Source organism: Novosphingobium gossypii, assembly GCF_050433305.1.
Taxonomy (GTDB): domain Bacteria; phylum Pseudomonadota; class Alphaproteobacteria; order Sphingomonadales; family Sphingomonadaceae; genus Novosphingobium; species Novosphingobium gossypii.
The window spans coordinates 18,963-43,563 of sequence record NZ_JBNPXM010000011.1; the positions used below are offsets into that span (position 1 = coordinate 18,963).

The window sequence follows — 24,601 nt, forward strand, 5'->3', positions numbered from 1 at the left end:
GCTCCTGTCGCCCTTGCCGACTGCGGCTCAGGACATCGCCCCGGTCATCACGCCAGGCCAGACAGCCGACGGCATATTCGCCCGTTCCGTGGCGGAAGGGCAGGCGAAAAGGATTCGTGAGAAGCAGTCCGGGAACAAAGCCGTTCGTCCCGGTACCCGCGAATTCCAGAGGCGGGCTTGTGCCAACCGGCCGATCTTCCGACGACAGTACGGAGCCGATCACCCCAAAGTGCAGCAGCTTGAGCGCCTCTGCACCCAATCGGGGTTCTGACGAACGATCACGCTATCCCCGTGGAACGCCAACGGTTCTGCAGCACCTGAACTTTGTATTCCGGCCCTCAAGCCCGCAGCCGCCGCTCCCCCTGCTCCGCGTTCCAGCCCGCCATCCAGCCGCTTACGTCCTCGTAGGGCATCGGGCGGCAGATACCGTAGCCCTGTCCGCAAGTGCAGCCCATCGCCACCAGCATCGCCTGCGTTTCGGGGTCTTCCACGCCCTCGGCCACCAGCGGGATGCCAAGGCAGTCGCACAGCACCACAAGCGAGGTCACCAGCGACTGGTCGAACCGGCTCTCGGTGAAGCGCGAGATGTAGGAGCGGTCGATCTTGATCTCTCGCACGGCGAACTCGCGCAAGTACCCGAACGAGGTGAACCCCGCGCCGAAATCGTCAATGGAAAGCGAGACGCCGTTGTCGTGCAGTTGCTCGATCACGCGCTTGGCCTGCGAGGGATGCGCGATCAGCGCGGTCTCGGTCAGCTCCAGCACGACGTGCGCGGGATCGACCCCGTGCTTGCGGATGGATTCGACGACATGGCCGACGAAGCCCGGTCGCTCCAGCATGCGCGCCGAGACGTTGATGGAGATGCCCGCACCGTCCAGCCCGCGCTCCAGCCGCGAATACTGCTCCAGCACGGTGTCGAGCGTCAGGTAGGTGAAATCTTCCAGCAGGTGCGACTGTTCGACCGTCTCGATGAGAGCATCGGCGGGGACCGGGCCGTTGTCGGGATGGGTCCAGCGCACCAGCGCCTCGAACCCCAGCACCTGCCCCGATGCCATGTCGACCTTGGGCTGCCAGTGCCAATTGAAGGCCCGCGCGCCCATCGCATCCTCTATGTCGTGCAGCAGCGTGCGCTCGTCGGTCCGCGTAGGACGGCGCTGTTCGCCGCGCGCGATTACGGCCTTGTCGGTTCCGCGCTTGGCCTCGTACATGGCCTCGTCGGCGGCCTCCATCAGCCCGTCCGGCGAATAGCCCAGCTGCGGGCACAGCGCGACGCCCATCGACGCGCCGACATAGAGCAGCCGCCCGTCATGGACGATGGGCTGTTCGATCAATTCGGTCAGCTTGACCGCGACGGCCAGTGCGGATTCGTCGCTGTCCACGTTCTGCAGCAGCACTGCAAACTCGTCCCCGCCTAGCCGCGCTGTGGTGTCCACTTCGCGCAAGTGTTCGCGCATCCGCCGCCCGATGGTAACGAGCACCGCATCGCCCGCCGCATGGCCCAGGCTGTCGTTGATGTCCTTGAACCGGTCGAGGTCGATCATCACCACCGCGAAGGGGTCGCCGCTGCGCCGCGCCCGCGCGCAGGCCTGGGAAAGGCGGTCTGCAAACAGGGTGCGGTTGGGCAGGTCGGTCAGCGGATCGTGGAGCGAGCGGTGCGTCAGTTCCTCTTCGGCGCGGCGCATGTCCTGCCGGTACTTGCGCCAGGCCATCCCCTCCTCCACCGACGCGGCGACGCGTTCGGGGGACAGGGAACGCTTGGACAGGAACTCGGTCATGCCCGACTTGATCGAATCCGCCGCGATCTGTTCGTCCACATGGCCGGTGACGGCGATGATCGGCACGTCGGGGTCGATTTCGGCGCGGATCTCGGGCAGCAGGTCGCGCCCGTCACCGTCCTTGAGGCCGAAATCCAGGAACACGATGTCGTAGTGCGCCTGGGGTTCGCGGATCATGCCCAGTGCCTCGGCCTGCGAGGACGCCTGCTCCACGGTGATGTTGCGCGGCGAGCGGCGCAGCAGGCGCAGCAGCTTTTCGCGATCGACGTCGTCATCGTCCACGATCAGCGCGTGAATGTCCTGGGTGCCGTTGTGCAGGTTGTCCATGGGAGGAAGGCGTCCTTGCTTTATTGGCGGGCAGGAGAGCTTACGGCAGCTCCTGCGTGCGGGCGTATTTGCCTATGAAATCGGCGAGGCGGGCAAACTGCGGGCCGACGGCGGACTTGACCATGTAGCCCGCGACATGCCCGTCGTAGGCACGCGACCGGTCCTGATCGCGCGCCGAAGTGGAAAGTACGAAGACCACCGTGCGCCGCAGGTCCGGGTCGGCGCGCAGCGCGTCGAGGAACTGGAAACCGTCCATGCCCGGCATGTTGAGATCGAGAAGAACGATAACCGGGCTTTCGATGTGCTTGTCCGGGTGCGATCCATGCAGGATTGCCAGCGCCTCTCCCCCATCGCCCGCTGTCACGGTGCGGCAGGGTACCTCGTGCTTGCGGAACGATCGCAGCACCCCTTCGCGGGCCACGTCGTCGTCGTCGACCAGCAGGACGGTCACGTCGGAAAGCGGCACTGCAGGCGTTCTTTGGGCGGATGTCTGTGCGACCAGATCAATCATCATCTTCGTTCTCTCGCAGAAGGATGCGGGGCCAGTGGACTTCGAAGCTGGCGCCGCCCAGAGAACCCCGGCCCTGGACGGTCACCATGCCCCCGTGGGCGTTGATCATGCGCCGGGTGAAAGCCAGACCGACGCCATCGCCGTCGGTCTTGGGCGATGCGCGGTGGAACAGCTTGAAGATGCGATCCTCGTTCTCGGGCGAGATGCCCTGCCCGTCGTCTTCGACGGTGAAGATGGCGAAACGCCCCTCCTCCCGCATGGAAATGCGAACATGGCCCTGCGTGCCGCCATGATGCTTGACGGCGTTGGACAGCAGGTTGCGCAGCGAAGTGGACAGCGGCGCGCGCGGGGCGACGATGTCCCCGCCCTGCACGTCCACGTCCACCTCGAACCCTTCGGGAATGGCGGTCAGTTCCAGCGCCTCTTCCACCAGTTCGTGCGGGTCTATGCGCTGCATACGCGAATCGCGCACGCCGGCGCGGGCGTAACTGAGCAGGTCGTCGATCATCTGCTCGGACCGCTCGATCCGCTGGGTGATCCGCTCGAAGTTGTGGACCACGTCGTCAGGCAGGTCGGTGCCTTCAAGATCCTCCTGAATCCAGGTCACCAGATCGGCGATCCCGCGCAGCGGAGAACGCAGATCGTGGCTGGCGACGTAGGTGAACTCCTCAAGCTGCGCATTGGTCTGCTGCAGCGCGCGTTCGGAGCGCTTGCGGTGCGATATGTCGCTGACGATCGCCATGTAGAGCGGCTGGGCGCTGCTTTCGAACCGGGTCAGCGCGATCTCCACCGGGAACTCGCGCCCGTGGCGATGCAGTCCGTTGAGGTCACGGTCGGTGCCCATCACGCGGGCGACCGGCGCGGCGGCGTAGGCAGCGATATGCGCCCCGTGTTCGGCACGGTACCGTTGCGGCAACAGCATGTCGAGCGGCTGGCCGATCAGTTGCTCCACCTTCCACCCGAACTGGCTGGACAGCATGGCGTTGGCCTGCGCAATACGCCCCTTGCCGTCCACCACCACCACGCCCAGCGGCAGGGTTTCGAACATCTGGGAAAATCGACGTTCCGCAGTGATCTCCCGCGTCATGTTGCGCAAGTAGACGACCGCGCGTTCGCCCCCCTCTCCCGCCACCGGCGCCAGCGTCATTGTCACCGTGGGGCACGATCCGTCGGCACCGTTAAGCACCATCTGGCGCGACCACGATCCGCGCGTCTCCATGGGCACCTTGAAGAACACGTCGAACATCTGCCGCAGCGTCTCGGCATCGTCCTCGCAGAACCAGACGAAGAACAGGCTGTTGCGCAGTGCCCCTGCATCGGGTTCGGCCAGCAGGGTGGCGGCGGCCGCATTGCCGAACGAGACCACCCCTGCGGCATCGACGATCAGGGCGGCGATCGGGGCATGAACCAGCGGCGCGTGGATGTCCGTAGTCGTCATCGGCGTCGCCAGCATTGCCTGTCCTGTCCTGCAGGAAGGCGGGGGCAGCGCTTCGTCGCGACTGCGGCCTTCCGGATGGAGCGCCGAAGGCCGCGTGCCGGTCCTTCGTACCCGACAAGGGGTACAGAAGGTCCGGTTATCGGGTTGCGAAGCCGGTGTTAGGGGGCTGTCCCTAGACCCGGCCTTTCGCAACGATTGCAGTGGTTAATTATGGGGTGAAACGGTAGCTCAGCCGGCTACGAACCTGCCCGCCTCGCGGTCCTTGCGCACCTGAAGCGCGTTGAACACGGTGCCGCTCATGGTGATCCAGATGCCGGGCGCGGCGGACTGGCAGCACCCGAACGCCATGCCCAGGTTGAACGGCGCGTCGGTCTCCGCAAAGCGCGCCGGCTGCATGGCGCCGCACATCACGATTGTCTTGCCCTCGATATGGGCAAGCGCGGCGGCGGTGTCGGTCATCGTGTCCGTACCATGCGTGATGACGACATGGCTTTCGGGCGCCTCCGCCACGGTCCGGGCGATCAGGGCACGGTCCTCGTCCGTCAGTTCAAGGCTGTCCTTGCGCAGCAGTTCCACCACGCGCACCGGATGCGCCACGCGGGCTGTCTGCAGCAGCTTGCCCATCATGCTGTCGCTGATCTGGAATTCGCTGAGCGCGTCGAAATACTGCTTGTCGATGGTGCCGCCGGTGGTGACGACAAGAATGGGTGCCTGGGTCATGCACGTCCTTTACTGCGAGACGCGCATGTTTCCAACATGGCTGTGGTCGCGACAGGCAAGAGGATCGACGCGCTCGGATCAAGGCAGCTCCGTTTCCTCCAGAAACGCCAGCAAGCCCCTTTCTTCGCGGCTGAGCCAGCGGGTCTTGCGCGGCATGTTTTCGGGCACCGGCACCTCGCCCTTGGCCGCTGCGATGACCAGCGGGTGGACGTAGGACTTGCGCGCAATCGCAGGCGTATTGCCCAGGCACTGCGACACCTCGTCCAGCATTGCGCGCAGCGACAGGCCGGGATTGCCGACCAGCATGGTGTAACCCATCGTGCTTGCGGCCCAGGTGCGGAAATGCTTGGCGGTGAAGCCCTCCCCCATCGTTTCGGCCAGATAGGCGTTGACGTCGTGGCTGTGGACGGGGACCGCGGTTCCGTCGTCGTCCAGGTACTGGAACAGGTGCTGGCCGGGCAGATCCTGCATCTTGCGCACGCAGCGCACCAGGCCCGGATCGTCGCAGGCGATTTGCTGCTGCTTGCCCGACTTGCCCTTGAAGCGCAGCAGCAGCGTGCCGCGTTCTATCTGGGCGTGGCGAACGCGCAGGGTGGTGGCGCCGAAGCTCTTGTTGGCTTTGGCATAGCACTCGTTCCCCACCCGGATCGCGCCCGTATCCAGCAGCGCCACCACCGAGGCGATCGCCCGTTCGCGCGTCAGCCCGCGCGAACGGATGTCCGCATCCACCCGCGCGCGCACCGTGGGCAGCGCTTCGCCGAACAGAGTGCAGCGGTCGAACTTCATCGTCTCGCGCTCAAGCCGCCAGTCGGGGTGATAGCGGTACTGCTTGCGCCCGCGCGCATCATAGCCGGTCGCCAGGAGGTGCACGGCGGGATCGGCGGAGAACCAGCAGTTCACATAAGCCGGCGGCAGCGCAATCGCGTTGAGCCGGTCGATCTCGTCGCGGTCCTTGATGCGGGTACCGTCGGGCGCGAAATAGGCCCACTTGCCGCGTATCTGCCTGCGGGTGATGCCGGGAACGGTGTCGTCGGCGAATTGCAGTGTCTTCTGGCGCGTCATCAGCATGGGCGTGGTTTCCGGCAAGCTCTCTACCATTCAACGCGCGACGGTGGATCGGGTTGTCGCGCAAGGACCGGAAACCGAAACCCCGCCCCGCCGTTCCTCAAGGCAAAGACACATCAAAATCCACAGGAGACCACCATGGCAGACGCGAAGATCTTCGCAGACCTCAAGGCCGATCACGACAAGCACCGCGAACTGCTGGAGCAGCTGGGCGAAACCCAGGGTGCCAGCGACGAACGCAAGACCCTGTTCGAGGATCTGCGCAAGGAACTGCAGGCCCACGCCGCCGCAGAGGAAGAATCGCTCTACGCGACGATGCTGGCCAAGCCCGAGCTGCGCGACGAAGCGCGCCATTCGGTGTCGGAGCACAAGGAAATCGACGATTACCTGGGCGAACTGGTCGAGATCGACATGGGCTCGTCCGCCTGGATCGCCAAGTTCAAGGAGATGCGCCACCGCTACCTCCACCACATCGACGAGGAAGAGGAAGAGATGTTCCCCGAAGCCGCCGAGGAACTGAGCGATGCCGAGGAGGCGACGCTGGCCAAGGTATTCGAGACGCGCAAGCCCAAGGAACTGGAGGCCGCCGAGGAGGAACTGCCGGGCGACGCGCGCGAGTAGAAGGGAACGCATCGCGGCAACGGCGCGTTGCCTAGCCAAACATCGGACAAAGGAGACGAGCCATGGACCACGATATCCGCGAGACCTTCTGGAAGGCTTTCAGCGCCAGCCCCTTCATCATGATCCGGCTTGAAGGCTCGACCGAACACGCCGAACCGATGACCGCGCAGCTCGACAAGGACGCCCATCACGCGATCTGGTTCTATACCAAGCGCGACAACCGCATCGGCGGCGGCGGCAAGGCCATGGGCCAGGTGATGACGCGCGGCCACGAGGTCTTCGCCTGCATCGACGGCACCCTGGTCGAGGAAACCGACCCGGCGATCCGCGAGAAGCACTGGAACAACGCCGTCGAGGCGTGGTTCCCCGGCGGCAAGGACGATGCTTCCGTGGTGATGCTGCGCTTCGACATCGGCGATGCCGAAGTGTGGACTTCCGACCTCGGCCTCAAGGGTGCGTTCAAGCTGCTGACCGGCAAGCCCATCCATAGCGACGAAGCCGGCGAGCACGCGCTCGGCGCGGTCTGAAACCCTCTAGGACCGAAGCCTGAGCAGCGGGGGCGCGGTAGCGAAAGCTGCCGCGCCCTTTCGCTTGGAGCAATGATCCGATCATCCCGGCGAAGGCCGATCCCGGCCACACATGACAAGCGCCGCTACGGTGTCCGCAGCGGCGCCATAAGGTGCAGGCTTTTCAGGATGATTGGCTCACCCCCTCGCCTTGTTCTCAGGCCCTGTTCTGTTGTGCAGGCCCGGGCTCTCGCGGCCCCTCTCCAATCGGTAAAGCGTCAGGCGTGGCGCAGCGGTTCCAGTTCGGCCGGGCGTGCGCTGTCGGGGCATCCGGCCAAGGCATAGGAAATCGCCGACAGGATCGCCTGACGCGTAAAAGGTTTCTGGACCACGCCCACCGCCGTAGGTGCAGGCATTCCGATCTGTCCGGGATTTGCGGTGACGTAGATCACCCGCACGCCGTAGCGACCGGCAAGGTCGCGGGCGATCTCCGGTCCGGTCAAACCGTCACGTAAGTTGAGATCAACGAGCGCCACGTCGGGCACATCGCCAAGCGAGCCTAGCGACGCCATGTCAGGCACTGTGCCGATGACGGCATGACCGCCATCGGCAAGGATATCCTCAAGCTGTAGCGCTACCAGAAACTCATCTTCGACGATGAGCACTTTTCCGGCGCTGGACACCGCTGATCCCAAGTTGAAGCGTTCCCGTTCAGGCAGCCAGCCGCCCGTCGGCGTCGACGTTGGCGATCTTGACCAGCTCGGCAAAGAAGGCGTCGATCGCCTCACCACCAAGGACGAAGTTGTGTCGGAAATCCGGAAGCTGGCCGGATTCGATGATCTTCGAGAGCATCGCGCGGGCGCGGCAGATGCGGCTCTTCACGGTGCCCAGGGCAATTCCGCAGATTTCCGCGATTTCCTCGTAAGAGAGGTTGCCGGCCGCAACGAGCACGAGGGCTTCGCGATAGGTTTCGGGGATGGCGGTCAGCGCGCGCAGGACGTCCGCCAGTTCGATGGCGCTTTCCTGGCTCGCTTCGGCGCGCAGGATCCGCTCTGCCGCCAGTTCGTCGTACTCGCCATGGAAGCGGGCGCGACGGGCCTCGGAATAGAAGTGGTTGCGCAGGATCGTGAAGGTCCACGCCTTGAAGTTGGTGCCGGCGGCATAGCGCTCACGTGCGGCCCATGCCCGCAGCATCGCTTCCTGCGCCAGATCGTCGGCGCGGTCACGGCAGCCGCACAGGCCGCGTGCAAAAGCACGCAGGTGCGGCGCTACCTCTGCCAGCGCGCGACGGAAATCACGATCGCTCAGCGCGACCTTTTCCGGCTGGACATCTTCCACGCCTGTCTCGACGCCCGTCTGTACGATGGTCGACATTGCGTTACCCTCCTTAGAAACCAGTCGGGTAGCTAACGGCGCTGCGATCAATTTGGTTCCTGAACCGGAACATTTTTCGTGAATACCCCTTTGTTGCTCAGACAAACCGTTTCGCACCGGCGATTTTTCCGAATTGATCCGGCATCTTCCACTGGGTGTACGGCAAAACGAAAGAGGCCCCCGCAGACCTGTTGGTCTGCGGGGGCCTCCGGGATCGGATCATCACCGGTTTGCGGGGGGGTGGGGGAGCCGGTGATGATACTATGGGAACGAGGAGGCCCCTCGTTGGTTCCCGAAAAAGCGTCTCGCCGCAAAAAATTTTCCGGTTGCCCTATACGCCGCACGGAGTCAGACAAACGACACCGGCCTTCAGGCGCATAGGGCGCCCAACGACGTGCAACAGAACAGGGGCAGCCATGCCCCTCCAGGCCCTGAGGAACTTGAATGTCCGTCTCTGATCAGATTGCGATCCAGCTGCCTTACCTGCGCCGCTATGCGCGCGCCCTCACCGGCTCGCAGCATTCGGGCGACGCCTACGTCCGCGCGACGCTGGAGGCGGCGCTTGCCGACCGTTCGCTGCGCGACGCGATCGCCAACAGCCGCGCTGCCCTTTACGAGGCCTTTACCCGCATCTGGGCGACCGGCCATGTGGAGGAACCCGTGGGCGACGTATCCGGCGGGCACGAGCAGGCCGCGCGCGAACGCCTTGCCGCCGTTGCTCCGCAGCACCGGCAGGCGCTGCTGCTGACCACGGTGGAGGAATTCACGCGGGAGGAAACCGCGACGATCCTCGGCCTCAATGTCGAGGAGGTGGACGTCCTAGTCGCCCAGGCCGTGACCGAGATTGAAAGCGAAGGCACCACCCGCGTCCTCATCATCGAGGATGAGCCGCTGATCTCGATGCAGCTCGAAGGTCTGGTGACCGATCTTGGCCACACCGTGGTCGGCACCGCCGCCACGCACAAGCAGGCAGTCGAGATGTTCGAACGCGATCCCGCCGGTCTCGTTCTGGCGGACATTCAGCTGGCTGACGGCAGTTCCGGCATCGACGCGGTCGAAGATCTGCTCAAGTTCGGCGAAGTTCCGGTGATCTTCATCACCGCCTATCCCGAACGCCTGCTCACCGGCGAGCGCCCCGAACCGACCTATCTGGTGACCAAGCCCTTCCGCGAAACCACGGTGCGCGCCACGATCAGCCAGGCGCTTTTCTTCAACTCGACGCGCTCTCAGTAACAGGTCCGGCCCAGTAACGGGTCGGTCCAGTAACAGTGTGAGGGGCGTCGCAAGGCGCCCCACTTGCTGCTCACCGTCGCCGCTCTCCGGCATCCAGCGGGGGCAGAACGCGCCCGAACCGGTCGCGCGGGAGCTGTTCGTCGAACGGCAACTCAGGCGGCATGAAGCCCAGATGGCGCACCAGCGCATCGTGAATCGGCGCGTCGAAGCGTATGCCAAGACACCCGCCGACCTGCCACACCACCTGCCCCGGCGTTATTTCGTACTGGTGGAGTCGCAGAGCGATGGCTGCGTTACGCAGATCGCGCTCGTCTGCCGTCTCGACCATGCAGCCGCCCATCGACAGGTCATAGAGGAACACGTCCTCCGGGACGCCCGCGATGTCGCAGGCGACCTCCTTGTCCACGATCCGACGGTCCCAGTTGCGCGCGTCCATCGCCGCCCCCCTCTCATTCGAGAGTGGCGATAGACCGCAGCCGCTTAAGCAATCGATAACATCGACGCGATTTCAGGCTTTCCGGCCTTAGCGCCGGTCGTTGCGCAGCACGAATTCCTTCGACGCCCTGACCGGCACCTTGAGCCGGCACTCCACCCCGCCCGGTTCGAAGCGCAGATCGACGTCGGACTTCAGTTCGTGTGCGACGATCTTCTCGATCAGGTCGCGCCCGAAACCGCGCTTGGTCGGTTCGGAAACGGGCGGACCGCCCTCCTCCCGCCAATGGATCTCGGCAAGGTCCGCCGACACCAGCGCCCAGCGGACGTGAATGCGCCCGTCCACGGTGCTCAACGCGCCGTACTTGGCCGCGTTGGTCGCCAGTTCGTGGATGGCCAGGCCCAGCGACATGGCATCGTTGGGCGCCAGCTTGATCGCCGGGCCGGACATGGTGACATGGCTTTCGTTGCCTTCCATGTAAGGTGCCAGTTCCGAGCGGACGATGTCGCCCAGCGCGGCATGGCCCCAGTCGGACTGCGAAAGCAGATCGTGCGTGGCCGACAGCGCACGAATGCGGGCCGTGAGGCTGTCGGTGAAGTCGTCGATGCCGCGCGACCGGCGGCGTGTCAGCGCGGCGATCGACAGGACGTTGGCCAGCGTGTTCTTGACGCGGTGGTTCAGTTCGCGAGTCAGCGAGTTGCGGATCGAGGCCTGGCTGGTCAGCCATTCCAGCACCACCCGGTCTTCCGCCGCGCGCTTGGTGATCAGCCGCCCGATCGCCATGACCATAAGCGAGGCGAGCGCGCCGAAGAACAGCGTCAGGCGCGACAGCGGCGACAGGGTTTTGGCCTTGCGGTCGCTCACCTGCACCACCCACGCGCGCCCCGCCACGTCGATGCGGCGCTCTATTGTGGGTCCGTCCATGCCCATGTCGCCGCGCTGTTCCGCCATCAGCGTGTCGGGCGCGACATGATCGTCGTAGATCGCCACTGCGATGCTGTCGTTGCGATACAGTTCGCTGGCCGAAGCAAGGAACGTCTGCGCGTGGAACGGGCTGTATACGAAGCCCTTGACCCAGCGCCTGCCGCCCCGCTCCACCGCGACCGGCATGAAGATCAGGAATGCGGTGCGGGCCTGCGCATCGTCATCGCCCGGCCCGCGGTCCGCAAGCCCGTCCTGTGCAAGATGGACGATGCCGGTGGCCGTCGGCGCACGCCGCGCCATGGCGCGGTCGATCGCATCGCGCCGCGCGGCTTCGGAATACATGTCGAACCCGTTGGCCCGACGGTTGGCTGCGGAATTCGGCTCCAGATAGAAGACCGGTATCACGAACTTCTGCCCATCCTCCGGCCGCGGATTGACGGTGTAGTCCATCCGGCCCGAAGCCTGCGTCGCCACTTCGAATTCGCCCAGCCGATCAACCGGCACCAGCGGCGCCCAGCCCATGCCCAGCGAGCCGTAGAGCTTCCCGCCGCCCTGCATGTCGCGGGAAAATTCGGAGAACTGTGCGGGCGTCACTGTCTCCTGCGTCGCGAACAGGGCGGCGCCGGCACGCAGAAGCGCCAGGTTCTCCGTCGCGCGACGCTGCAACGCGGATGAAATCTCCGTCAGGTTGCGCGCCAGTTCGACGGCACGGGTCTGCTTGTCAGCCCGTTCGATGGCCATGACCGACACGGCAGTGGTCATGCTGGCAATGATGAACAGCAGGAACGGCCAGCCGCGTGGATAGCGGTGGAACCATGCCTGCTTCTGCACCCTGTCGAGCAGAGCCTGGTCGATCACGCGCCAACGTCCTGCACTTGAAACCCCGTTCCTCGCGTCGCGATGTGGTCATTTTTGACCGCAGCATTTCACGCTATGCCAATAGATTGCGGCCGGGGCCACCAGATTACGATCAGGGAACCTTGCAAGGCGTCGATGGTTCCACATCCAAACGACGTCCGCTCGGCTTGCAGACCGGACGAAGCCCGTGAAGCGCAGTTCCGAAGCGGTGGTGTGCCACCGCAGGACAGAACCCGCGCACCGGCGCTTGACCCATCCCCGGTCTCGCCGCAAGTGTGCTGTCTATGAAAGGGAGTATGTGTTGAGTCAGCCTAATGGACGAGGTGAAGCGGGTGCAACAACGCCCGGCCTGCCGCCCGAAGTCCGCAGGGATGGCGAACCCGGCTGGGCCGGAGGGCTGAGGAAGCTCTACAACTCCGTGGTGGAAGAACCGCTGCCGGACAGCTTCAAGGATCTCCTGAAGAAGCTGGACGACGACGGCGATGCCTGAACGGATCGCGCCGAGCGCCGCTGACGAAGGTTTCCGCAAGGAACTCCTCACCGTCCTCCCTCACCTTCGCGCCTTCGCGCGTGGCCTGTCGGGCCGGGCCGACTTTGCCGACGATCTGGTTCAGGAAGCCGCGATCAAGGCCTGGACCGCGCGCGAACGCTATCAGGCGGGCACCAATATGCGCGCCTGGACGTTCGCGATCCTGCGCAACCATTATCTGTCGGAACTGCGCCGTTCCAAACGCCAGACCGATCTGGACGAAGGCGTGGTGGAAAAGATGCTGGTGATGGAGGCCGATCAGGAAGGCCCCCTGCACCTCGACGACATGGAAGCCGCCTTGCAGAAGCTCGCCCCCGAACGGCGTGAAGCGGTGCTGCTGGTGGGTGCGTCAGGGTTTAGCTACGAAGAAGCCGCCGAGATCGCGGGCTGTCCCATCGGCACGATGAAAAGCCGCGTCGCCCGCGCCCGCGCAGACCTGGCGCGGATGCTGGACGGCGATGTGGACGCCGCGATAGAGGTGCGCGCGCGCAAGGCGGGCTGATCGGCTCGTTTCCCCGGCACATGCAAACGAAAACCCCCGCCTTCCTTATGGAAAGCGGGGGTTTCGCGTCCTGGGATCAGGTCAGGCTCAGCCCGGGTAGGTCCAGGCGGTGCCGCGATCGAAGTTCTCCGATGCGAACTGCCAGTTCAGGATGTTTTCCAGAACCGCCTTCACGTAGGCCGGGCGCTTGTTCATCTGGTCGATGTAGTAGGCGTGCTCCCACACGTCGACGGTCAGCAGCGGCACCACGTCCTTGACGAGCGCGCTGTCGGCGTCATGCGTGGAGATCACCTTGAGCTTGCCGCCTTCGACGACGAGCCATGCCCAGCCGTTCGAGAAGTGGTTCACCGCTTCGTTCGAGAGCGCTTCGAGCAGCGCATCGATCGAACCGAAGTCAGCCGTGATCGCTGCTGCCAGGCTTTCGCTAGGCGCAGTCTTTTCCGGCGACAGCGAGTGCCAGTAGAAGCCGTGGTTCCAGGTCTGGGCCGAGTTGTTGAACAGCGGGCCGGACGATGCCTTGGCGATGTCCTCGACCGACTTGCCTTCGTTCTCGGTGCCGGCGATCGCGGCGTTCAGCTTGTCCACGTAAGTCTTGTGGTGCGCGCCGTGGTGGATTTCGAGCGTCTTGCTGGAGATGTGCGGCTCAAGCGCGTCCTGCGCGTAGGGCAGCGGCATAAGGGCAATGGTCATGGTCATGTCCTTGTCTGTTTTCGGGAGTTCGTGCGCCCTTGCATAAAGAGCGCGGCGGTGAAACTCGGACGCCTATGTCTGATGTGCGGCGCAACAATTCAAGCGCCTAACAGCGTTTGCGTGCATTCTTGCGCATTTCTCATACGAAAAAGGATGGCGGGGTTGCCGCCATCCTCTCCCGTGGTCGCCCTGCGCCCTGCAAGGGGGTAGCCAGACGCCGGCGAACCAACCTCTCCGGCCGTGTAAACCGGCCGTTAGAGTTCGATCAGTTCTGCTTGTCGGCCGCATCCTTGAGAGCGTCGGACTTGGCTTCGCCGGCCTTCTCGACCGCATCAGCCTTGTTTTCCAGCGCATCTTCTGCAGCGCCGGTGGTGGCTTCGGCCTGCGCGTCGATGGCATCGGCTGCCGCGTCGGACTGCGCCTCTACGGCGTCGGCGGCCTTGTCGGTCGCTTCCTGCTGCGGGCTGTTGCAGGCAGCAAGGCCCAGCGAAGCGGCAGCGACGGCAACCATGGCGATACGCGACGTGTTGATGGCTTTCATGGCGAGGAAATCCTTTTTCCCTGTTGAGATACTGCGGCGCTGCAAACGGGAGGAAGGGGAGGCCGCGCCAGCCTCCCCTTCCCTGGAGCCGCCGGAGCGGCCCCATCCGGGCGATTCTTAGCGAACCGAACCGCGACGGAACAGGTTGACGATCGCCAGCAGGATCACGGCGCCCAGGAACGATGCGAAGAGCGACAGGATGTCGAACGAACCGCTGGTGATGGGGGCGCCGCCGATCAGCGGGGTCACGATGAAGCCTGCGATCACGGCGCCTACCACGCCGACGACGATGTTCAGGAAGATACCCTGCTGAGCGTCGGTACGCATGAGGATCGAGGCAAGCCAGCCGATGATGCCACCGACCAGAAGAATAAGGAGGAGGGTCATGGAAGAGCTCCGTGTTTGCGTTGTCTGACGGTAATAACTTGTGTTGACCGTCAAGGTTCCGAACGGGGTTTCACGTCTCGTCGCAGTTTCTTTCTCTGAAACCGCAAACCGTTTCGCCGGGTTCCACTGAACAGGAGGCCCCGCCTGTGCAGACATCCCTGCGTGACCGCATCTTTTCGGCAATCGCCGCACTGCTCGTCGTGGCGGGCGGCATGGTTGCGCTGGTGATCGGGCTGGCCTCTACAATGACGCCGCGGGAAAGGCGAACCGCGCTGGCTGCCATCATGCCTCTGCGTGAAGAACCGAAGCCGCGCCCGAAGGAAGTGCCCGCCAAGGCTGACTCCACGGCGGCGAAGGGACGCCCTTCCCCCGCAAACCTGCGCAACAAGGCAACCCAGATCGTGGCGCCGCCTGCCCGGCTGCCGCCACTGATCGTGCCGCCGCCCGTCATCGCCGCGCCGGTGGCGAACGTCGGCTCGGCTGCTCAGAGCGGGGCCACCGACCGCCTCGGTCCGGGTCAGGGGGCAGGCGGCATCGGGGATGGAGACGGCGGCGGCGGCAATGGCGATGGGGCCGGAGAGGGAGATGACGCCGTCACCCGTCCGCGCCAGATCAGGGGCCGCCTTCACTTCTCGGACCTGCCGCCGGACCTGCGCGAAACCAAGTCGGGCGGCGAACTGCGATTGCGTTACCGCATAGGCGTGGACGGCCGCGTCAGCGACTGCCGCATCCTGGTGTCCAGCGGACGCCCCTCGCTGGACGCGACAACCTGCCGCCTCATCACCGAGCGGTTCCGCTTCAAGCCTTCACGCAACGCCCGGGGGAAGCCGGTCCCTGCCATCATGGTGGAAACGCACGGCTGGTACTATCCGCCCGAAGAGGCGACCGACGACCCGTCGTGACGGGGCATTACCCCCCGCAAACCTCAGCGCCACCGCTTGACGGATGCGCGTCAAACGAGCCAAGTGTCCCCGTCGACGTCCTCACGAGAATTGCACCGATGCTTTCGCAGAAAACCCGTTATGCGATCCGGGCCATGCAGCACCTCGCGGACAAGTACGGCCAGGGCCCGATCCCGCTGACCGACATTGCCGAGACGCAGAACATCCCGGCCAAGTTCCTCACCGTGATCCTGTCCGAACTGTCGCGCTTCGGCATCGTCGCGTCGCAGCGCGGCAAGGACGGCGGTTACTGGCTGGGCGTACCCCCGATCGACATCACGTACGGCGACCTCATCCGCATCATGCGCGGCTCGCTGGCGCTGGTGCCCTGCGCCAGCCGCTTCGCACACGAAACCTGCAAGAACTGCGTCGAGGAAAAGGACTGCCGCACCCGCGCACTGATGCTGCAGGTCCGCGATGCCACGGCCAGCCTGCTGGACGGGATGCGCCTGTCCGACAGGATCGATCCGGTCCCCGCGGCGGAAGGTCTCGAAACTCTCGGGACCGACGCGCAGAACGCCGAACAGGAATGAACTATCGGGGGTGATAGGAAAGCTTCGCGCACGTTTCTATTGTCAACTCATGTGCTAGAGAATACCACCGCTGCTCCCCCTGCCGCGAGAGGAGATGCGGATGCGTATTACCAAACCCGCCGACACCAACGCCTCGGAGCATCCGCTGCTCAACGAAGGCGTCCAGCACGTGATCGAAGCCCTGCAGCATCTGCGCTTCGGCACGATCCAGCTGACCGTCCACGACGGCAAGCTGATGCAGGTCGACGTCACCGAGCGGCGCCGCTTCAACCACTGATCGCACGTCCGCACGCGGCGGCGCCTTGCCTTGGCAGCGCAGACACCGGACGACCGGACGCTGCGGGCGGCGATATTCGCGTTCGAACCAGCCCGACGATTCCTTTTCGTCGGGCTTTCGCCTAAGCCTTCCGACCATACTTGCGGTCGCAACCCCATCCAACCCCCGCCACGGGAGGAGTAAGAATGCTCGATGCGCTGCCGTCACTGGCCGAAATCGCCCCCTTCATCGCCATCGGCTTCGCGGCCCAGATCGTGGATGGCGCGCTGGGCATGGCCTTCGGGGTGATTACCCAGACCCTGCTGGTCAGCGTGGTCGGCGTGGCTCCGGCAGTGGCATCGGCCAGCGTACACGTGGTGGAACTGTTCACCACCGGCACTTCAGGCATCAGCCATATCGCGCACCGCAACGTCGACTGGGGACTGTTCCTGCGGCTGGTTCCGGCCGGGATCGTGGGCGGCGTGTCCGGCGCATACCTGCTGTCCAGCATCGACGCATCGGTGGCCCGCCCTTACGTGATGATCTATCTCACCGGGATCGGCATCTACCTGCTGATCCGCGCCATCCGCATGCGCAAGCCGCGCTTCGCCGATCCCAAGTTCACTGCGCCATTGGCGCTGGCGGGCGGCTTTCTGGATGCAGCGGGCGGCGGCGGCTGGGGCCCGGTAGTGACATCCAACCTGCTCGTTCAGGGTGGCGAACCGGCCAAGACCATCGGCACGGTCAACACCAGCGAATTCCTGCTGACGGCCTCGATCTCGATCGCGTTCATCTCCACCATCGGGCTGTCGGCCTTCACCACCGCCACCGTGGGCCTCATCATCGGCGGCGTGGTGGCGGCACCCTTTGGCGCGCTGTTCGCCAAGCGCATCAAGCCGCGCACCCTGCTGTTCGCAGTCTCGCTGGTGCTGATCGCCACCAGCGCCTTCAGCATCTGGAAGGCCTGGCCGGTATTTTAGGGCCAGTATTCCAGGGCCGGTATTTCAGCGCCTTCAGAACGTGAACGTCACCACTACCGAATCCGTATAAGGCCCGGTCCTGACGTACTGCCCTGCCGGGATGCGGCCATAGGCGGTCTTCGTGCTGTTGAAGCTAAGCAGGTTGACGATCTGCATGGTCTGCTGCGATCCGCCATTGCTGCCGTTGCCCCAGACCGTGGCATAGGCCGCATCCTGATAGATGTTGTAGTTCAGCCGCGTCGCCCCGTTCGCCATCTGCCGTGCAGCGGCGTTCCCCGATGTGCCCGCGCTCAGCCCCAGTTCCACCGTGGCATTCATCGCCAGCGTCACCGATACGCAGCTGGCGTTGATCGTGGCTGAAGCCGTGGTGGCGCCGGATGCGGCGGGGTTGTACGTGCCAAAGTTCATGCTGGTGGCCGAGACGGAGCAGATGCAGACCGTACACCCCGCAGCATCTGCCACGGCCGAAGGCAGGATCCCCAGCATCAGCGCGCCCAGCACGGCCACTGCACGAATGCTCCGCATCGTCATGTCCTTTCATCCTCGCGCACGCAGGTGACCGGTGTGGCGGCAAGCCGGGCGTCGCGGGCAGCTGCGGGAATGGCTGCGCTGCACAGACCCTGCCCCGTCACGACCCGCAGCGTGCCCGCCCGTGCACCGCTCCACCCTTCAAGCCAGACTTCGCCATCGTACCCTACGACCCCGATCCCGCCTGCCCAAGCGATGCTCGATCCGGTCTGGATCGGAACACCGTGACTGTCGAGCACGCGCAACTTCAGCCCCGCCCCGCCCGCCGCGCCAAAGCGCACGCGCACTGCCTGCCGCCAGCCCGGCGCGATGACCTGCTGTGCGGCGTCGAGATCATCGGCGATCGGCACTTCGGCGGCGTCGATCCCGATGTGGTTTTCCGCGTAAGGCTGCAGCCCGGTGACGATCACGCCCCGGCCGCGCCCCGCCTTGCGCGGGCGCGGTCGGTTCTCGACCGTGACGGTGACCGGCGCGTCGCTGTCGACATCGACCAGCGCGAATCCCTGGTCGATGCGCTGCCCGGCCAGCAGGGTGCCGCCGATGCGCAGCAGCGATCCGCGCACGTTGAGTTGCACACCCTCCTGACCCTGCCGCCGTGCAGCATCGAGCCGCACGTCGGCCGCATCGTTGCGCCAGGCGACGCCGCCCTCCAGCCAGGTGGAGCCGCGGTCCCGCCCGGCCAGCGCGCGAAAACCCAAACCGCCATGATCGGGCAGGTTCTGGTTGAAGGTGGCGGCCACGCGGCCCGGTTCGGTCACCATGGACACCTGCCGACGCGGCCCCAGCGGGATCGTCAGCGAACCGAACAGACCAAAGCCGTTTCTGCGCGCCCCACGGCTGGCGGTATGCTGGACGCCTGCCGACAAATAGGCGCCGCGCAGGTTCGCGGTGTAGTAGACCGACGCGAGGTCGAAGCGGCTGCGCACCCGCTGCCCTGTCGCGGCGGCGCCGATGCCCTGTTCCAGCCGCGCATAGCTGGCGTTGATGCTGCCGATGGCGCCCAGTTGCAGCCCCCCGGCAACCGCCAGTTCGCTGCGCCCGCCGCCGCCCAGCCGTCCTTCGCCGACCTGCCGAAAACGGGCGTCGGCGCGTTCGTAGCTGGCGGTCAGCGTATAGGCCGCAGTGATGCGCTGGGCCTGCACGCGCACCAGCGCGCCGGTCCCGGCCTCTCCCTGCGACACCGCGCCCGCGATGGAAACCTCGCCCAATGCGCCCACCACCATCGCCGCGCCCAGCCCGGCCATGCGCGTGCGGGCCGATACCTCGACGCGGCCTTCCAGCGTCAGGAAATCGGTGATGCCCCGGCGATAACCGACGGCGGCGAACAACGGTCCATAGGAAAAGCTGTCGATCCCGAACCCTCGCCGCAGCGCGCCTGCCTCCACCGCGAACTGCGCAAGGCCCCGGCGCAGCAGCGCCGGGCTGGCATAGAAGCTGCGCGTCACCTGCCGGGTATTTCCCGCAAGGTCGCGCACGCTCATCGTCACCTGCCCGGCCCCGGTCAGGCGCGGCTGCAGCGTCAGGTCGAACGATCCCGGCCCCACCTGCATCGCCTGACGCGACGATTGCGCCATCAGTTCCACCGTCGATGCCGTCAGCGCGCTGCCCGAGATGACCGGCAGCGGAAAGGTGATGCTCTGCGGATCGAGAGAAAAGTCCGTGCCCAGGAACACCCCGCCGTAGCGCACCGGGCGGCTCCACGGCGCGCCGGTACCCACGGTGTCGCCCAGCACCAGCCGCATCCGACGATCCGGGAAGTCACGGCGCACCGCCGTGTCCAGCCGCACCGCGCCGCGTCGCCTGCCGTCGACCAGCACCGTGGTGCCCGCCACGCCCCACTCGCCCGAGAACCCGGCGTCGAGCACGCCGCCAAGTCGCGTCTCCCCGTTCCAGCGCGACAGCGTCAAGTCATAGTCCAGGAACTGCGCGGCCACGGCCTGCGCCAGCGGCACCACATGGCGCCCGGCGTCGAACGTATAGCGCGGAAACAGGCTGACGTCGGCATCCACCAGCAGCGTCGCGCCATCGGCATCCAACCGCGCGACCAGCCCCTTCACCCGGTCCAGCGCGACATAGCTTTCGCCGTCCACCGTCTCCGCTTCCGGCATCGCATGAGCGGCAAGGCCCCAGCTTTGCATGTCCGCAAGGCGGGCCAGCAGGCGCCCCTGCCGCATCACCAGCAGGCCGGGCTCGGCAACCGGCTGGCCGTTGACGACCACACCCACCGGCATCGGCGGGAGCGGCCCGTCCGCCTGCTGCGCACGGGCCGCTCCCGCCCCGAATGCGGACGTAAGGACAAGCGCAGCCGCAAGGGCTGTTGCAAGGCGGCGGGCGGGGGGCATTGTGGCAACGTCGTCAGGTCATGGACGGGAGAGAGCGATGGCAAAGTCGCCCTCCTCTGCCCGTACCCGCACCTTTGCCAGTCCGAGCGGCAGGTTTGCGGCGGGCACGCGCTGGACACCGCCCGCCAGAAGGTAGAAGGTACGATCCAGCACGACCGGGGCACCATCGCCCTCCAGCGTCAGCCGGGTGACGCGGGCATGGCCGGTTCCGGTGTTGGCAATGCGCAGTACATCGCCATCCAGCGATGCGGTGAACTGGGGCGCGACGTTCGCGTCGCCCCGGAACACCGGGACCGACAGGCGCAGCAGGGTCTGGACTACGCCCGGCGTCGCCTGCGCGGGATCGGGAAGTTCGTCGACGATCAGGCGCCAGGTCTTCTCCCGCCCCCCGGCAGAACCTGCAGGCAGGCTGCAGCGCACCAGACGGGTCGCGTGCGGGGCTATCGTGGCCATCGGCGGATTGACGACGAAACCTTCGTCCGGCGTCAGGATGTCGGCGCCGCCTTCGTCGCGGCTCCAGGCAAAGCCGCGCACCTGCACGGTCACCGGGCGGTCGGAGTCATTGCCCACCGTCAACGAACAGAACCGCGCGGTCGGGGCAACGGAGACGCGCACCGGCATCACGCTGATCGCTCCCGCCCGTGCCGGGGTGGCAACGCTGCCCCCCACTGCGACAAGCGCGATCGCCAGCAGGGCCGAAGCGCGCCGGGCGATCATCAGTACGTCACCGTGACAGTCACGGAATCGGTGTAGGCGCCTGCAGTGGTGTTCTGGCTGCCCGGAATCCGGCCATAGACGGTGTAGCTGGTCGCGGCGATCCCGGCGGTCCCGGAAACGGTGTCGGTATTGACGGTGTTGCCCCAGTTGGTGGTCCGGTTCGAATCCGAATAGAGCGCGTAGTTCAGGGTCTTGCCGGCGGCATTGAGCTTGCGCACGGTGGTGGTGCCGCCGCTGGTGGTCCCGGCGTTGAGGCCGACGTTATAGGGGGTGCCCTGTGTGCAGGTGACGTTGACGGTGGTGGTCGCATCGACGTTCGCCGCCGAGGTCGGGTTGTAGGTGCCGAACGCGAGCGGGTTGGCCGCGACGACGCAGGCTGACTGCACCGTCACGGTGACGGCGATGGTATCGGTGACGGTCGCGGCGAATGCGGCCTGCGGGGCAAGGACGATGCCTGCCGTCAGGACTGCTCCTGCGGCAAACGGGCGAAGACGGGCGCGAAGGCCGCGGATGTGGTGAACGGTGCTCATGCAAACCGTTTACCAAGACAGCCTTGCTTACCCTTCCAATGCCCGCCCCCGCAGTTGTCCGTAAGCGGCGTTGATCACGCGGAAAGCGGCGCGCCTTCTTCTGCGTTTTCGGCCGCAAACCGACGGGCCAGCACGGCGCAGACCATCAGCTGAATCTGGTGGAAGAACATCAGCGGCAGAATGATCGCGCCCACCTGCGCTGCCGGGAACAGCACGCCCGCCAGCGGTACGCCGGTGGCCAGGCTCTTCTTCGATCCGCAGAACAGCAGCACGATCCGGTCTTCGCGCGAAAAGCCCAGCGCCTTGCCCACGAAGGTCGAGATCACCATGATCACCGCCAGCACGCCCAGCGAGAGCCCGGCGATCAGCAGCAGTTCGCCTGCCGTCACCTTGTGCCACAGCCCTTCCAGCACCGCCGCGCCGAATGCGGTGTAGACCACCAGCAGGATCGAACTGCGATCGACATAGCCCAGCATCTGCTTGTTGCGCGTCACGAAGCCGCCGATCCAGGGCCGCAGGAAGTGCCCCGCCAGGAACGGCAGCAGCAGCTGCACCGATATGTCGATGATGGGATCGGTCGAAAAGCCCTGGCTCTGGCCGGTGATGAACAGCGCCGTCAGTAGCGGCGTGATGAAGATGCCCGCCAGGTTGGAAAACGAGGCGCTGACCACCGCCGCCGCCACGTTGCCCCCGGCGATGGCGGTGAAGGCGATGGAGGACTGCACCGTGGACGGCAGCAGCGTCAGGAACAGCACGCCGGTCGCGAGCGACGGTTCGATGCCGGGTATCGCCCGCACGATCAGGCCAAGGATCGGGAACAGCACGAAGCTGGTGGCGCCCACCGTCAGGTGCAGCTTCCACGCCTTGGCACCATCGAAGATCGCCTCGCGCGATAGCTTGGCGCCATGCAGGAAGAACAGCAGCGCGATGCCGGCATTCGCCACATAGCCCGCGATCGTCGCCCAAATGCCTTGCGCCGGCAGCACCGTCGCCAGCCCCACCGTGCCTACCAGCATCAGGAGGAACGTGTCGATGTTGAGGCGGGCCAGCAGGCGGTTCATGCGTCTTACCTTCTCAGAGCCACTTGTGCTCGCGATACCATTGCGCCGTCGCCTTCAGCCCCTCTCGCGTTTCCACGCGCGGGCGCCAGAGCGACACCGGCGGAGCGGCTTCTGCCGAAACCACCCAGTCCGGATGGCTGATGTAGGCGGCCCGGTCGAGCGTCATTTTCGCACGAGGCCCGCGCAAAAAGTTGTCGATGCGCGCAGCCCGGTGCAGCATCGCGGGAGACAGGCCGATCACTCGCGGGCGCTTGCCAAGCGCCCAGCCGATGGCCAGGCCCAGCTCGAAATGCTCCCAGCCCTGCGGCTTGCCGTCGTCCGGCTCGAAGATATGGCCGGTGACTGCCAGCCCCGCCGGTTCCAGCGCCACCAGCAGGCGCGCCAGATCCTCGACGTGGATCATTGAGGCGCGGCCCTCGCGCGGCATCGGGACGAAGCCCCAGCGCGCCACGCGGAACAGCTCGAACATCTCCTTGTCGCGCGGGCCATAGATCGCGGGCGGGCGCACGATCGTCCAGTCCAGCGGGCTGGCCATGACGATCTTCTCGGCCCGCGCCTTGGACGCGCCATAGGCCGACAGGTCCGGCTCACGCGCGGAGAGCGAGGAGACATGGACGAAGCGGCGCACGCCCTCCGCCACCGCCGCCTCGATCAGGTTGAGCGTGCCGGTGACGTTGCCCGCCTCGAACCCGGCGGCATCGGGCGCATTGACCACGCCCGCGACGTGGATGACCGCCTCGGCCCCACGCACCAGTTCGACCAGAGAGGCCGGATTGCCCAGTTCGCCGCCGATCCATTCGACATGCTCGCGCTCGGGCTGGGTGCGGCGGGTCAGCGCCCGCACGGCAAAGCCGGCCTCCAGCGCGGTATCCAGCACGGCCTGGCCGACGAAGCCGGTGGCCCCCGTCAGCGCGATCACCGGACGGCGCAGGGTGGAACGAGCGATCCTCATTTCAGCACCATCTGGTCACGGTGAACGATGGAGGAGCGCGGCGCGTAACCGAGCACCGCCTCCTGCTGGCTGGAATGCAAGCCGACGATGGCGGCGCATTCGGTGGCATCGTATTCCGACAGGCCATGCGCCAGCACTCTGCGCGCCCCGTCGAGGATCGCGACCGGATCGCCGCGTGAAAATACGCCCTCCACCGCCGTAACCCCTTTGGCCAGCAGGCTGGACCCGCGCGACAGGGCTGCGGCCGCGCCGTCATCGACCACGATCTCGCCCTTGAGGCGCAGACGACCGCCCAGCCACGCCTTGCGTGCAGCGGCCTTGCGCCCCCCCTTGGTAGGGCGCGGCACGAACAGCGTACCCACGCCCTCACCGACGATGCGAGCAAGCGGGCGTTCATGCTGGCCGTTGCCGATGACCAGGCAGATGCCCGCCAGTTCAGCTATTTCCGCAGCCTGCAGCTTCGACACCATGCCGCCCGAACCCATGCCGGAACTGGAATCGGCGCTGGCCATCGCACGCACTTCGGCCGTGACTCCCTCCACCACCGGAATCATCCGTGCGCCGGGCAGCTTCGGATGGCGGTCGTACAGGCCGTCGATGTCGGAGAGCAGCACCACCGCGCTCGCCTGCGCGGCTTGCGCCACGCGCGCAGCCAGCCGGTCGTTGTCGCCGAAGCGGATTTCCTGCGTGGCGACCGAATCGTTCTCGTTGATGACCGGCACCGCGCCTGCATCGAGCAGACGGGTCAGCGTGGCGGTGACGTTGAGGTAGCGGCGGCGGTCTTCCAGATCCTCCAGCGTCAGCAGCATCTGCGCGGCGTTGATCCCATGCATGCCGAGCAGTTCCGCCCACAGCCCCGACAGCGCGATCTGGCCGACGGCGGCAGCACCCTGCGCATCGGCAAGGCTTCCCCGCCCGCCCTTCTCCAGACCCAGCGTCGCCGCCCCCAGCGCAATCGCGCCGGACGACACCACGATCACGTCCTGCCCCCGGCTGCGCGCCTCGGCGATTTCGGCCACGAGCTGGGTGATCCACGCACGGCGAACGCCATCCGGCCCCACGAGCAGCGCCGATCCCACCTTGATCACAAGGCGCGGCGCGAGAGTGGAATCGGCGAGGTCTGAGAGTCGGGAAATGGGCATGAGTGGCCAGCCTCTAGGGGAAAGCCGGAGTTGTGAAAAGCGCAAGTTGGCGTGATCCCGAGAACCACGTCGCCCCGCGCCGTTCCGAAGCCGCTGGCAGCGCAGCGGCTTGTGACACGGTCCGATGGTCTGTCATCCGCCCGCCGGCGGGATTGACGAAGAGGCGACGACGAGGTGCCGACCAT

The 24,601-nt window shown here is 65.9% G+C and carries 28 protein-coding genes; 9 read left to right on the plus strand and 19 right to left on the minus strand.

Going from position 1 to position 24,601, the window contains the following annotated elements:
* Positions 1–338: 338 nt before the first annotated feature.
* The 5 genes from GGR40_RS17390 to GGR40_RS17410 form a co-directional block, all read right to left on the minus strand.
* Positions 339–2,102 carry a putative bifunctional diguanylate cyclase/phosphodiesterase gene (locus GGR40_RS17390; protein WP_429277517.1) on the minus strand — a complete coding sequence of 588 codons (1,764 nt, stop codon included), beginning with the start codon at positions 2,100–2,102 and terminating at the stop codon, positions 339–341.
* Between the two features lie 40 nt (positions 2,103–2,142).
* A complete protein-coding gene (locus tag GGR40_RS17395; protein WP_429277518.1) occupies positions 2,143–2,616 on the minus strand; it encodes a response regulator in 474 nt (157 codons plus the stop codon).
* Positions 2,606–4,051, minus strand: coding sequence for a sensor histidine kinase (locus tag GGR40_RS17400; RefSeq protein WP_429277519.1), 1,446 nt, complete (start codon positions 4,049–4,051; stop codon positions 2,606–2,608). The genes GGR40_RS17395 and GGR40_RS17400 overlap by 11 nt, the downstream gene beginning before the upstream one ends.
* Positions 4,052–4,279: 228 nt before the next feature.
* A complete protein-coding gene (locus tag GGR40_RS17405; protein WP_429277520.1) occupies positions 4,280–4,771 on the minus strand; it encodes an asparaginase domain-containing protein in 492 nt (163 codons plus the stop codon).
* A 78-nt stretch (positions 4,772–4,849) separates the two neighbouring features.
* On the minus strand, positions 4,850–5,839 hold the full coding sequence (locus GGR40_RS17410; RefSeq protein ID WP_429277635.1) for a DNA topoisomerase IB: 990 nt from the start codon (positions 5,837–5,839) through the stop codon (positions 4,850–4,852).
* A gap of 135 nt (positions 5,840–5,974) precedes the next feature.
* On the opposite strand from GGR40_RS17410, the gene GGR40_RS17415 reads away from it, so the two are divergent.
* Together GGR40_RS17415 and GGR40_RS17420 are read left to right on the plus strand one after the other, a co-directional pair.
* Complete coding sequence (locus tag GGR40_RS17415; protein ID WP_429277521.1) at positions 5,975–6,457, plus strand: hemerythrin domain-containing protein; 483 nt, start codon at positions 5,975–5,977, stop codon at positions 6,455–6,457.
* A 62-nt stretch (positions 6,458–6,519) separates the two neighbouring features.
* Positions 6,520–6,984, plus strand: coding sequence for a pyridoxamine 5'-phosphate oxidase family protein (locus tag GGR40_RS17420; RefSeq protein ID WP_429277522.1), 465 nt, complete (start codon positions 6,520–6,522; stop codon positions 6,982–6,984).
* A 257-nt stretch (positions 6,985–7,241) separates the two neighbouring features.
* Here GGR40_RS17420 and GGR40_RS17425 read toward each other — a convergent pair whose 3' ends face one another.
* Both GGR40_RS17425 and GGR40_RS17430 read right to left on the minus strand, forming a co-directional pair.
* Entirely contained in the window at positions 7,242–7,646 is a 405-nt protein-coding gene (locus tag GGR40_RS17425) for a response regulator (protein ID WP_429277523.1), read from the minus strand.
* Between the two features lie 28 nt (positions 7,647–7,674).
* Positions 7,675–8,337 (minus strand): sigma-70 family RNA polymerase sigma factor, encoded by a 663-nt coding sequence (locus GGR40_RS17430; RefSeq protein ID WP_429277524.1) that lies wholly within the window; start codon positions 8,335–8,337, stop codon positions 7,675–7,677.
* Positions 8,338–8,781: 444 nt separating this feature from the next.
* Here GGR40_RS17430 and GGR40_RS17435 point away from each other — a divergent pair, with 444 nt between their 5' ends.
* Positions 8,782–9,570: a response regulator gene (locus GGR40_RS17435; protein WP_429277525.1), complete on the plus strand. Its 789-nt coding sequence runs from the start codon at positions 8,782–8,784 to the stop codon at positions 9,568–9,570.
* A 70-nt stretch (positions 9,571–9,640) separates the two neighbouring features.
* On the opposite strand, the gene GGR40_RS17440 is transcribed toward GGR40_RS17435, so the two are convergent.
* Together GGR40_RS17440 and GGR40_RS17445 are read right to left on the minus strand one after the other, a co-directional pair.
* Positions 9,641–10,006, minus strand: a complete 366-nt coding sequence (locus tag GGR40_RS17440) for a PilZ domain-containing protein (RefSeq protein WP_429277526.1) — start codon at positions 10,004–10,006, stop codon at positions 9,641–9,643.
* Between the two features lie 87 nt (positions 10,007–10,093).
* Positions 10,094–11,785, minus strand: coding sequence for a CHASE domain-containing protein (locus GGR40_RS17445; protein ID WP_429277527.1), 1,692 nt, complete (start codon positions 11,783–11,785; stop codon positions 10,094–10,096).
* A 301-nt stretch (positions 11,786–12,086) separates the two neighbouring features.
* Here GGR40_RS17445 and GGR40_RS17450 point away from each other — a divergent pair, with 301 nt between their 5' ends.
* Both GGR40_RS17450 and GGR40_RS17455 read left to right on the plus strand, forming a co-directional pair.
* Positions 12,087–12,275 carry a NepR family anti-sigma factor gene (locus GGR40_RS17450; RefSeq protein WP_429277528.1) on the plus strand — a complete coding sequence of 63 codons (189 nt, stop codon included), beginning with the start codon at positions 12,087–12,089 and terminating at the stop codon, positions 12,273–12,275.
* Positions 12,268–12,816: a sigma-70 family RNA polymerase sigma factor gene (locus GGR40_RS17455; RefSeq protein ID WP_429277529.1), complete on the plus strand. Its 549-nt coding sequence runs from the start codon at positions 12,268–12,270 to the stop codon at positions 12,814–12,816. The genes GGR40_RS17450 and GGR40_RS17455 overlap by 8 nt, the downstream gene beginning before the upstream one ends.
* An 87-nt stretch (positions 12,817–12,903) precedes the next feature.
* On the opposite strand, the gene GGR40_RS17460 is transcribed toward GGR40_RS17455, so the two are convergent.
* The 3 genes from GGR40_RS17460 to GGR40_RS17470 form a co-directional block, all read right to left on the minus strand.
* A complete protein-coding gene (locus GGR40_RS17460; RefSeq protein ID WP_429277530.1) occupies positions 12,904–13,506 on the minus strand; it encodes a superoxide dismutase in 603 nt (200 codons plus the stop codon).
* A 265-nt stretch (positions 13,507–13,771) separates the two neighbouring features.
* Entirely contained in the window at positions 13,772–14,047 is a 276-nt protein-coding gene (locus tag GGR40_RS17465) for a hypothetical protein (protein ID WP_429277531.1), read from the minus strand.
* A 117-nt stretch (positions 14,048–14,164) separates the two neighbouring features.
* Positions 14,165–14,434, minus strand: a complete 270-nt coding sequence (locus GGR40_RS17470) for a GlsB/YeaQ/YmgE family stress response membrane protein (protein WP_232496019.1) — start codon at positions 14,432–14,434, stop codon at positions 14,165–14,167.
* A 146-nt stretch (positions 14,435–14,580) separates the two neighbouring features.
* Between GGR40_RS17470 and GGR40_RS17475 the strand changes: the two genes are divergently transcribed.
* From GGR40_RS17475 to GGR40_RS17490, 4 genes are all read left to right on the plus strand, one after another.
* Positions 14,581–15,336: an energy transducer TonB gene (locus tag GGR40_RS17475; RefSeq protein WP_429277532.1), complete on the plus strand. Its 756-nt coding sequence runs from the start codon at positions 14,581–14,583 to the stop codon at positions 15,334–15,336.
* A gap of 98 nt (positions 15,337–15,434) precedes the next feature.
* On the plus strand, positions 15,435–15,908 hold the full coding sequence (locus GGR40_RS17480; RefSeq protein ID WP_429277533.1) for an RrF2 family transcriptional regulator: 474 nt from the start codon (positions 15,435–15,437) through the stop codon (positions 15,906–15,908).
* 100 nt (positions 15,909–16,008) lie between these two features.
* On the plus strand, positions 16,009–16,185 hold the full coding sequence (locus GGR40_RS17485) for a YezD family protein (protein WP_429277534.1): 177 nt from the start codon (positions 16,009–16,011) through the stop codon (positions 16,183–16,185).
* Between the two features lie 185 nt (positions 16,186–16,370).
* The gene (locus GGR40_RS17490; RefSeq protein WP_429277535.1) at positions 16,371–17,144 is read left to right on the plus strand and encodes a sulfite exporter TauE/SafE family protein; all 774 of its coding nucleotides are present in this window, start codon (positions 16,371–16,373) and stop codon (positions 17,142–17,144) included.
* 33 nt (positions 17,145–17,177) lie between these two features.
* Here GGR40_RS17490 and GGR40_RS17495 read toward each other — a convergent pair whose 3' ends face one another.
* From GGR40_RS17495 to proB, 7 genes are all read right to left on the minus strand, one after another.
* The gene (locus GGR40_RS17495; RefSeq protein WP_429277536.1) at positions 17,178–17,675 is read right to left on the minus strand and encodes a Csu type fimbrial protein; all 498 of its coding nucleotides are present in this window, start codon (positions 17,673–17,675) and stop codon (positions 17,178–17,180) included.
* Positions 17,672–20,014: a fimbria/pilus outer membrane usher protein gene (locus GGR40_RS17500; RefSeq protein WP_429277537.1), complete on the minus strand. Its 2,343-nt coding sequence runs from the start codon at positions 20,012–20,014 to the stop codon at positions 17,672–17,674. Before GGR40_RS17500 ends, GGR40_RS17495 begins: the two co-directional genes overlap by 4 nt.
* 18 nt (positions 20,015–20,032) lie before the next feature.
* Positions 20,033–20,731 carry a fimbrial biogenesis chaperone gene (locus tag GGR40_RS17505; protein WP_429277538.1) on the minus strand — a complete coding sequence of 233 codons (699 nt, stop codon included), beginning with the start codon at positions 20,729–20,731 and terminating at the stop codon, positions 20,033–20,035.
* A complete protein-coding gene (locus GGR40_RS17510) occupies positions 20,731–21,261 on the minus strand; it encodes a Csu type fimbrial protein (RefSeq protein WP_429277539.1) in 531 nt (176 codons plus the stop codon). Before GGR40_RS17510 ends, GGR40_RS17505 begins: the two co-directional genes overlap by 1 nt.
* A 74-nt stretch (positions 21,262–21,335) precedes the next feature.
* Positions 21,336–22,322, minus strand: a complete 987-nt coding sequence (locus tag GGR40_RS17515; RefSeq protein ID WP_429277540.1) for a bile acid:sodium symporter family protein — start codon at positions 22,320–22,322, stop codon at positions 21,336–21,338.
* Positions 22,323–22,335: 13 nt separating this feature from the next.
* Entirely contained in the window at positions 22,336–23,274 is a 939-nt protein-coding gene (locus GGR40_RS17520) for an NAD-dependent epimerase/dehydratase family protein (RefSeq protein WP_429277541.1), read from the minus strand.
* Positions 23,271–24,416, minus strand: a complete 1,146-nt coding sequence (proB, locus tag GGR40_RS17525) for a glutamate 5-kinase (protein WP_429277542.1) — start codon at positions 24,414–24,416, stop codon at positions 23,271–23,273. Before proB ends, GGR40_RS17520 begins: the two co-directional genes overlap by 4 nt.
* Positions 24,417–24,601: the final 185 nt, after the last annotated feature.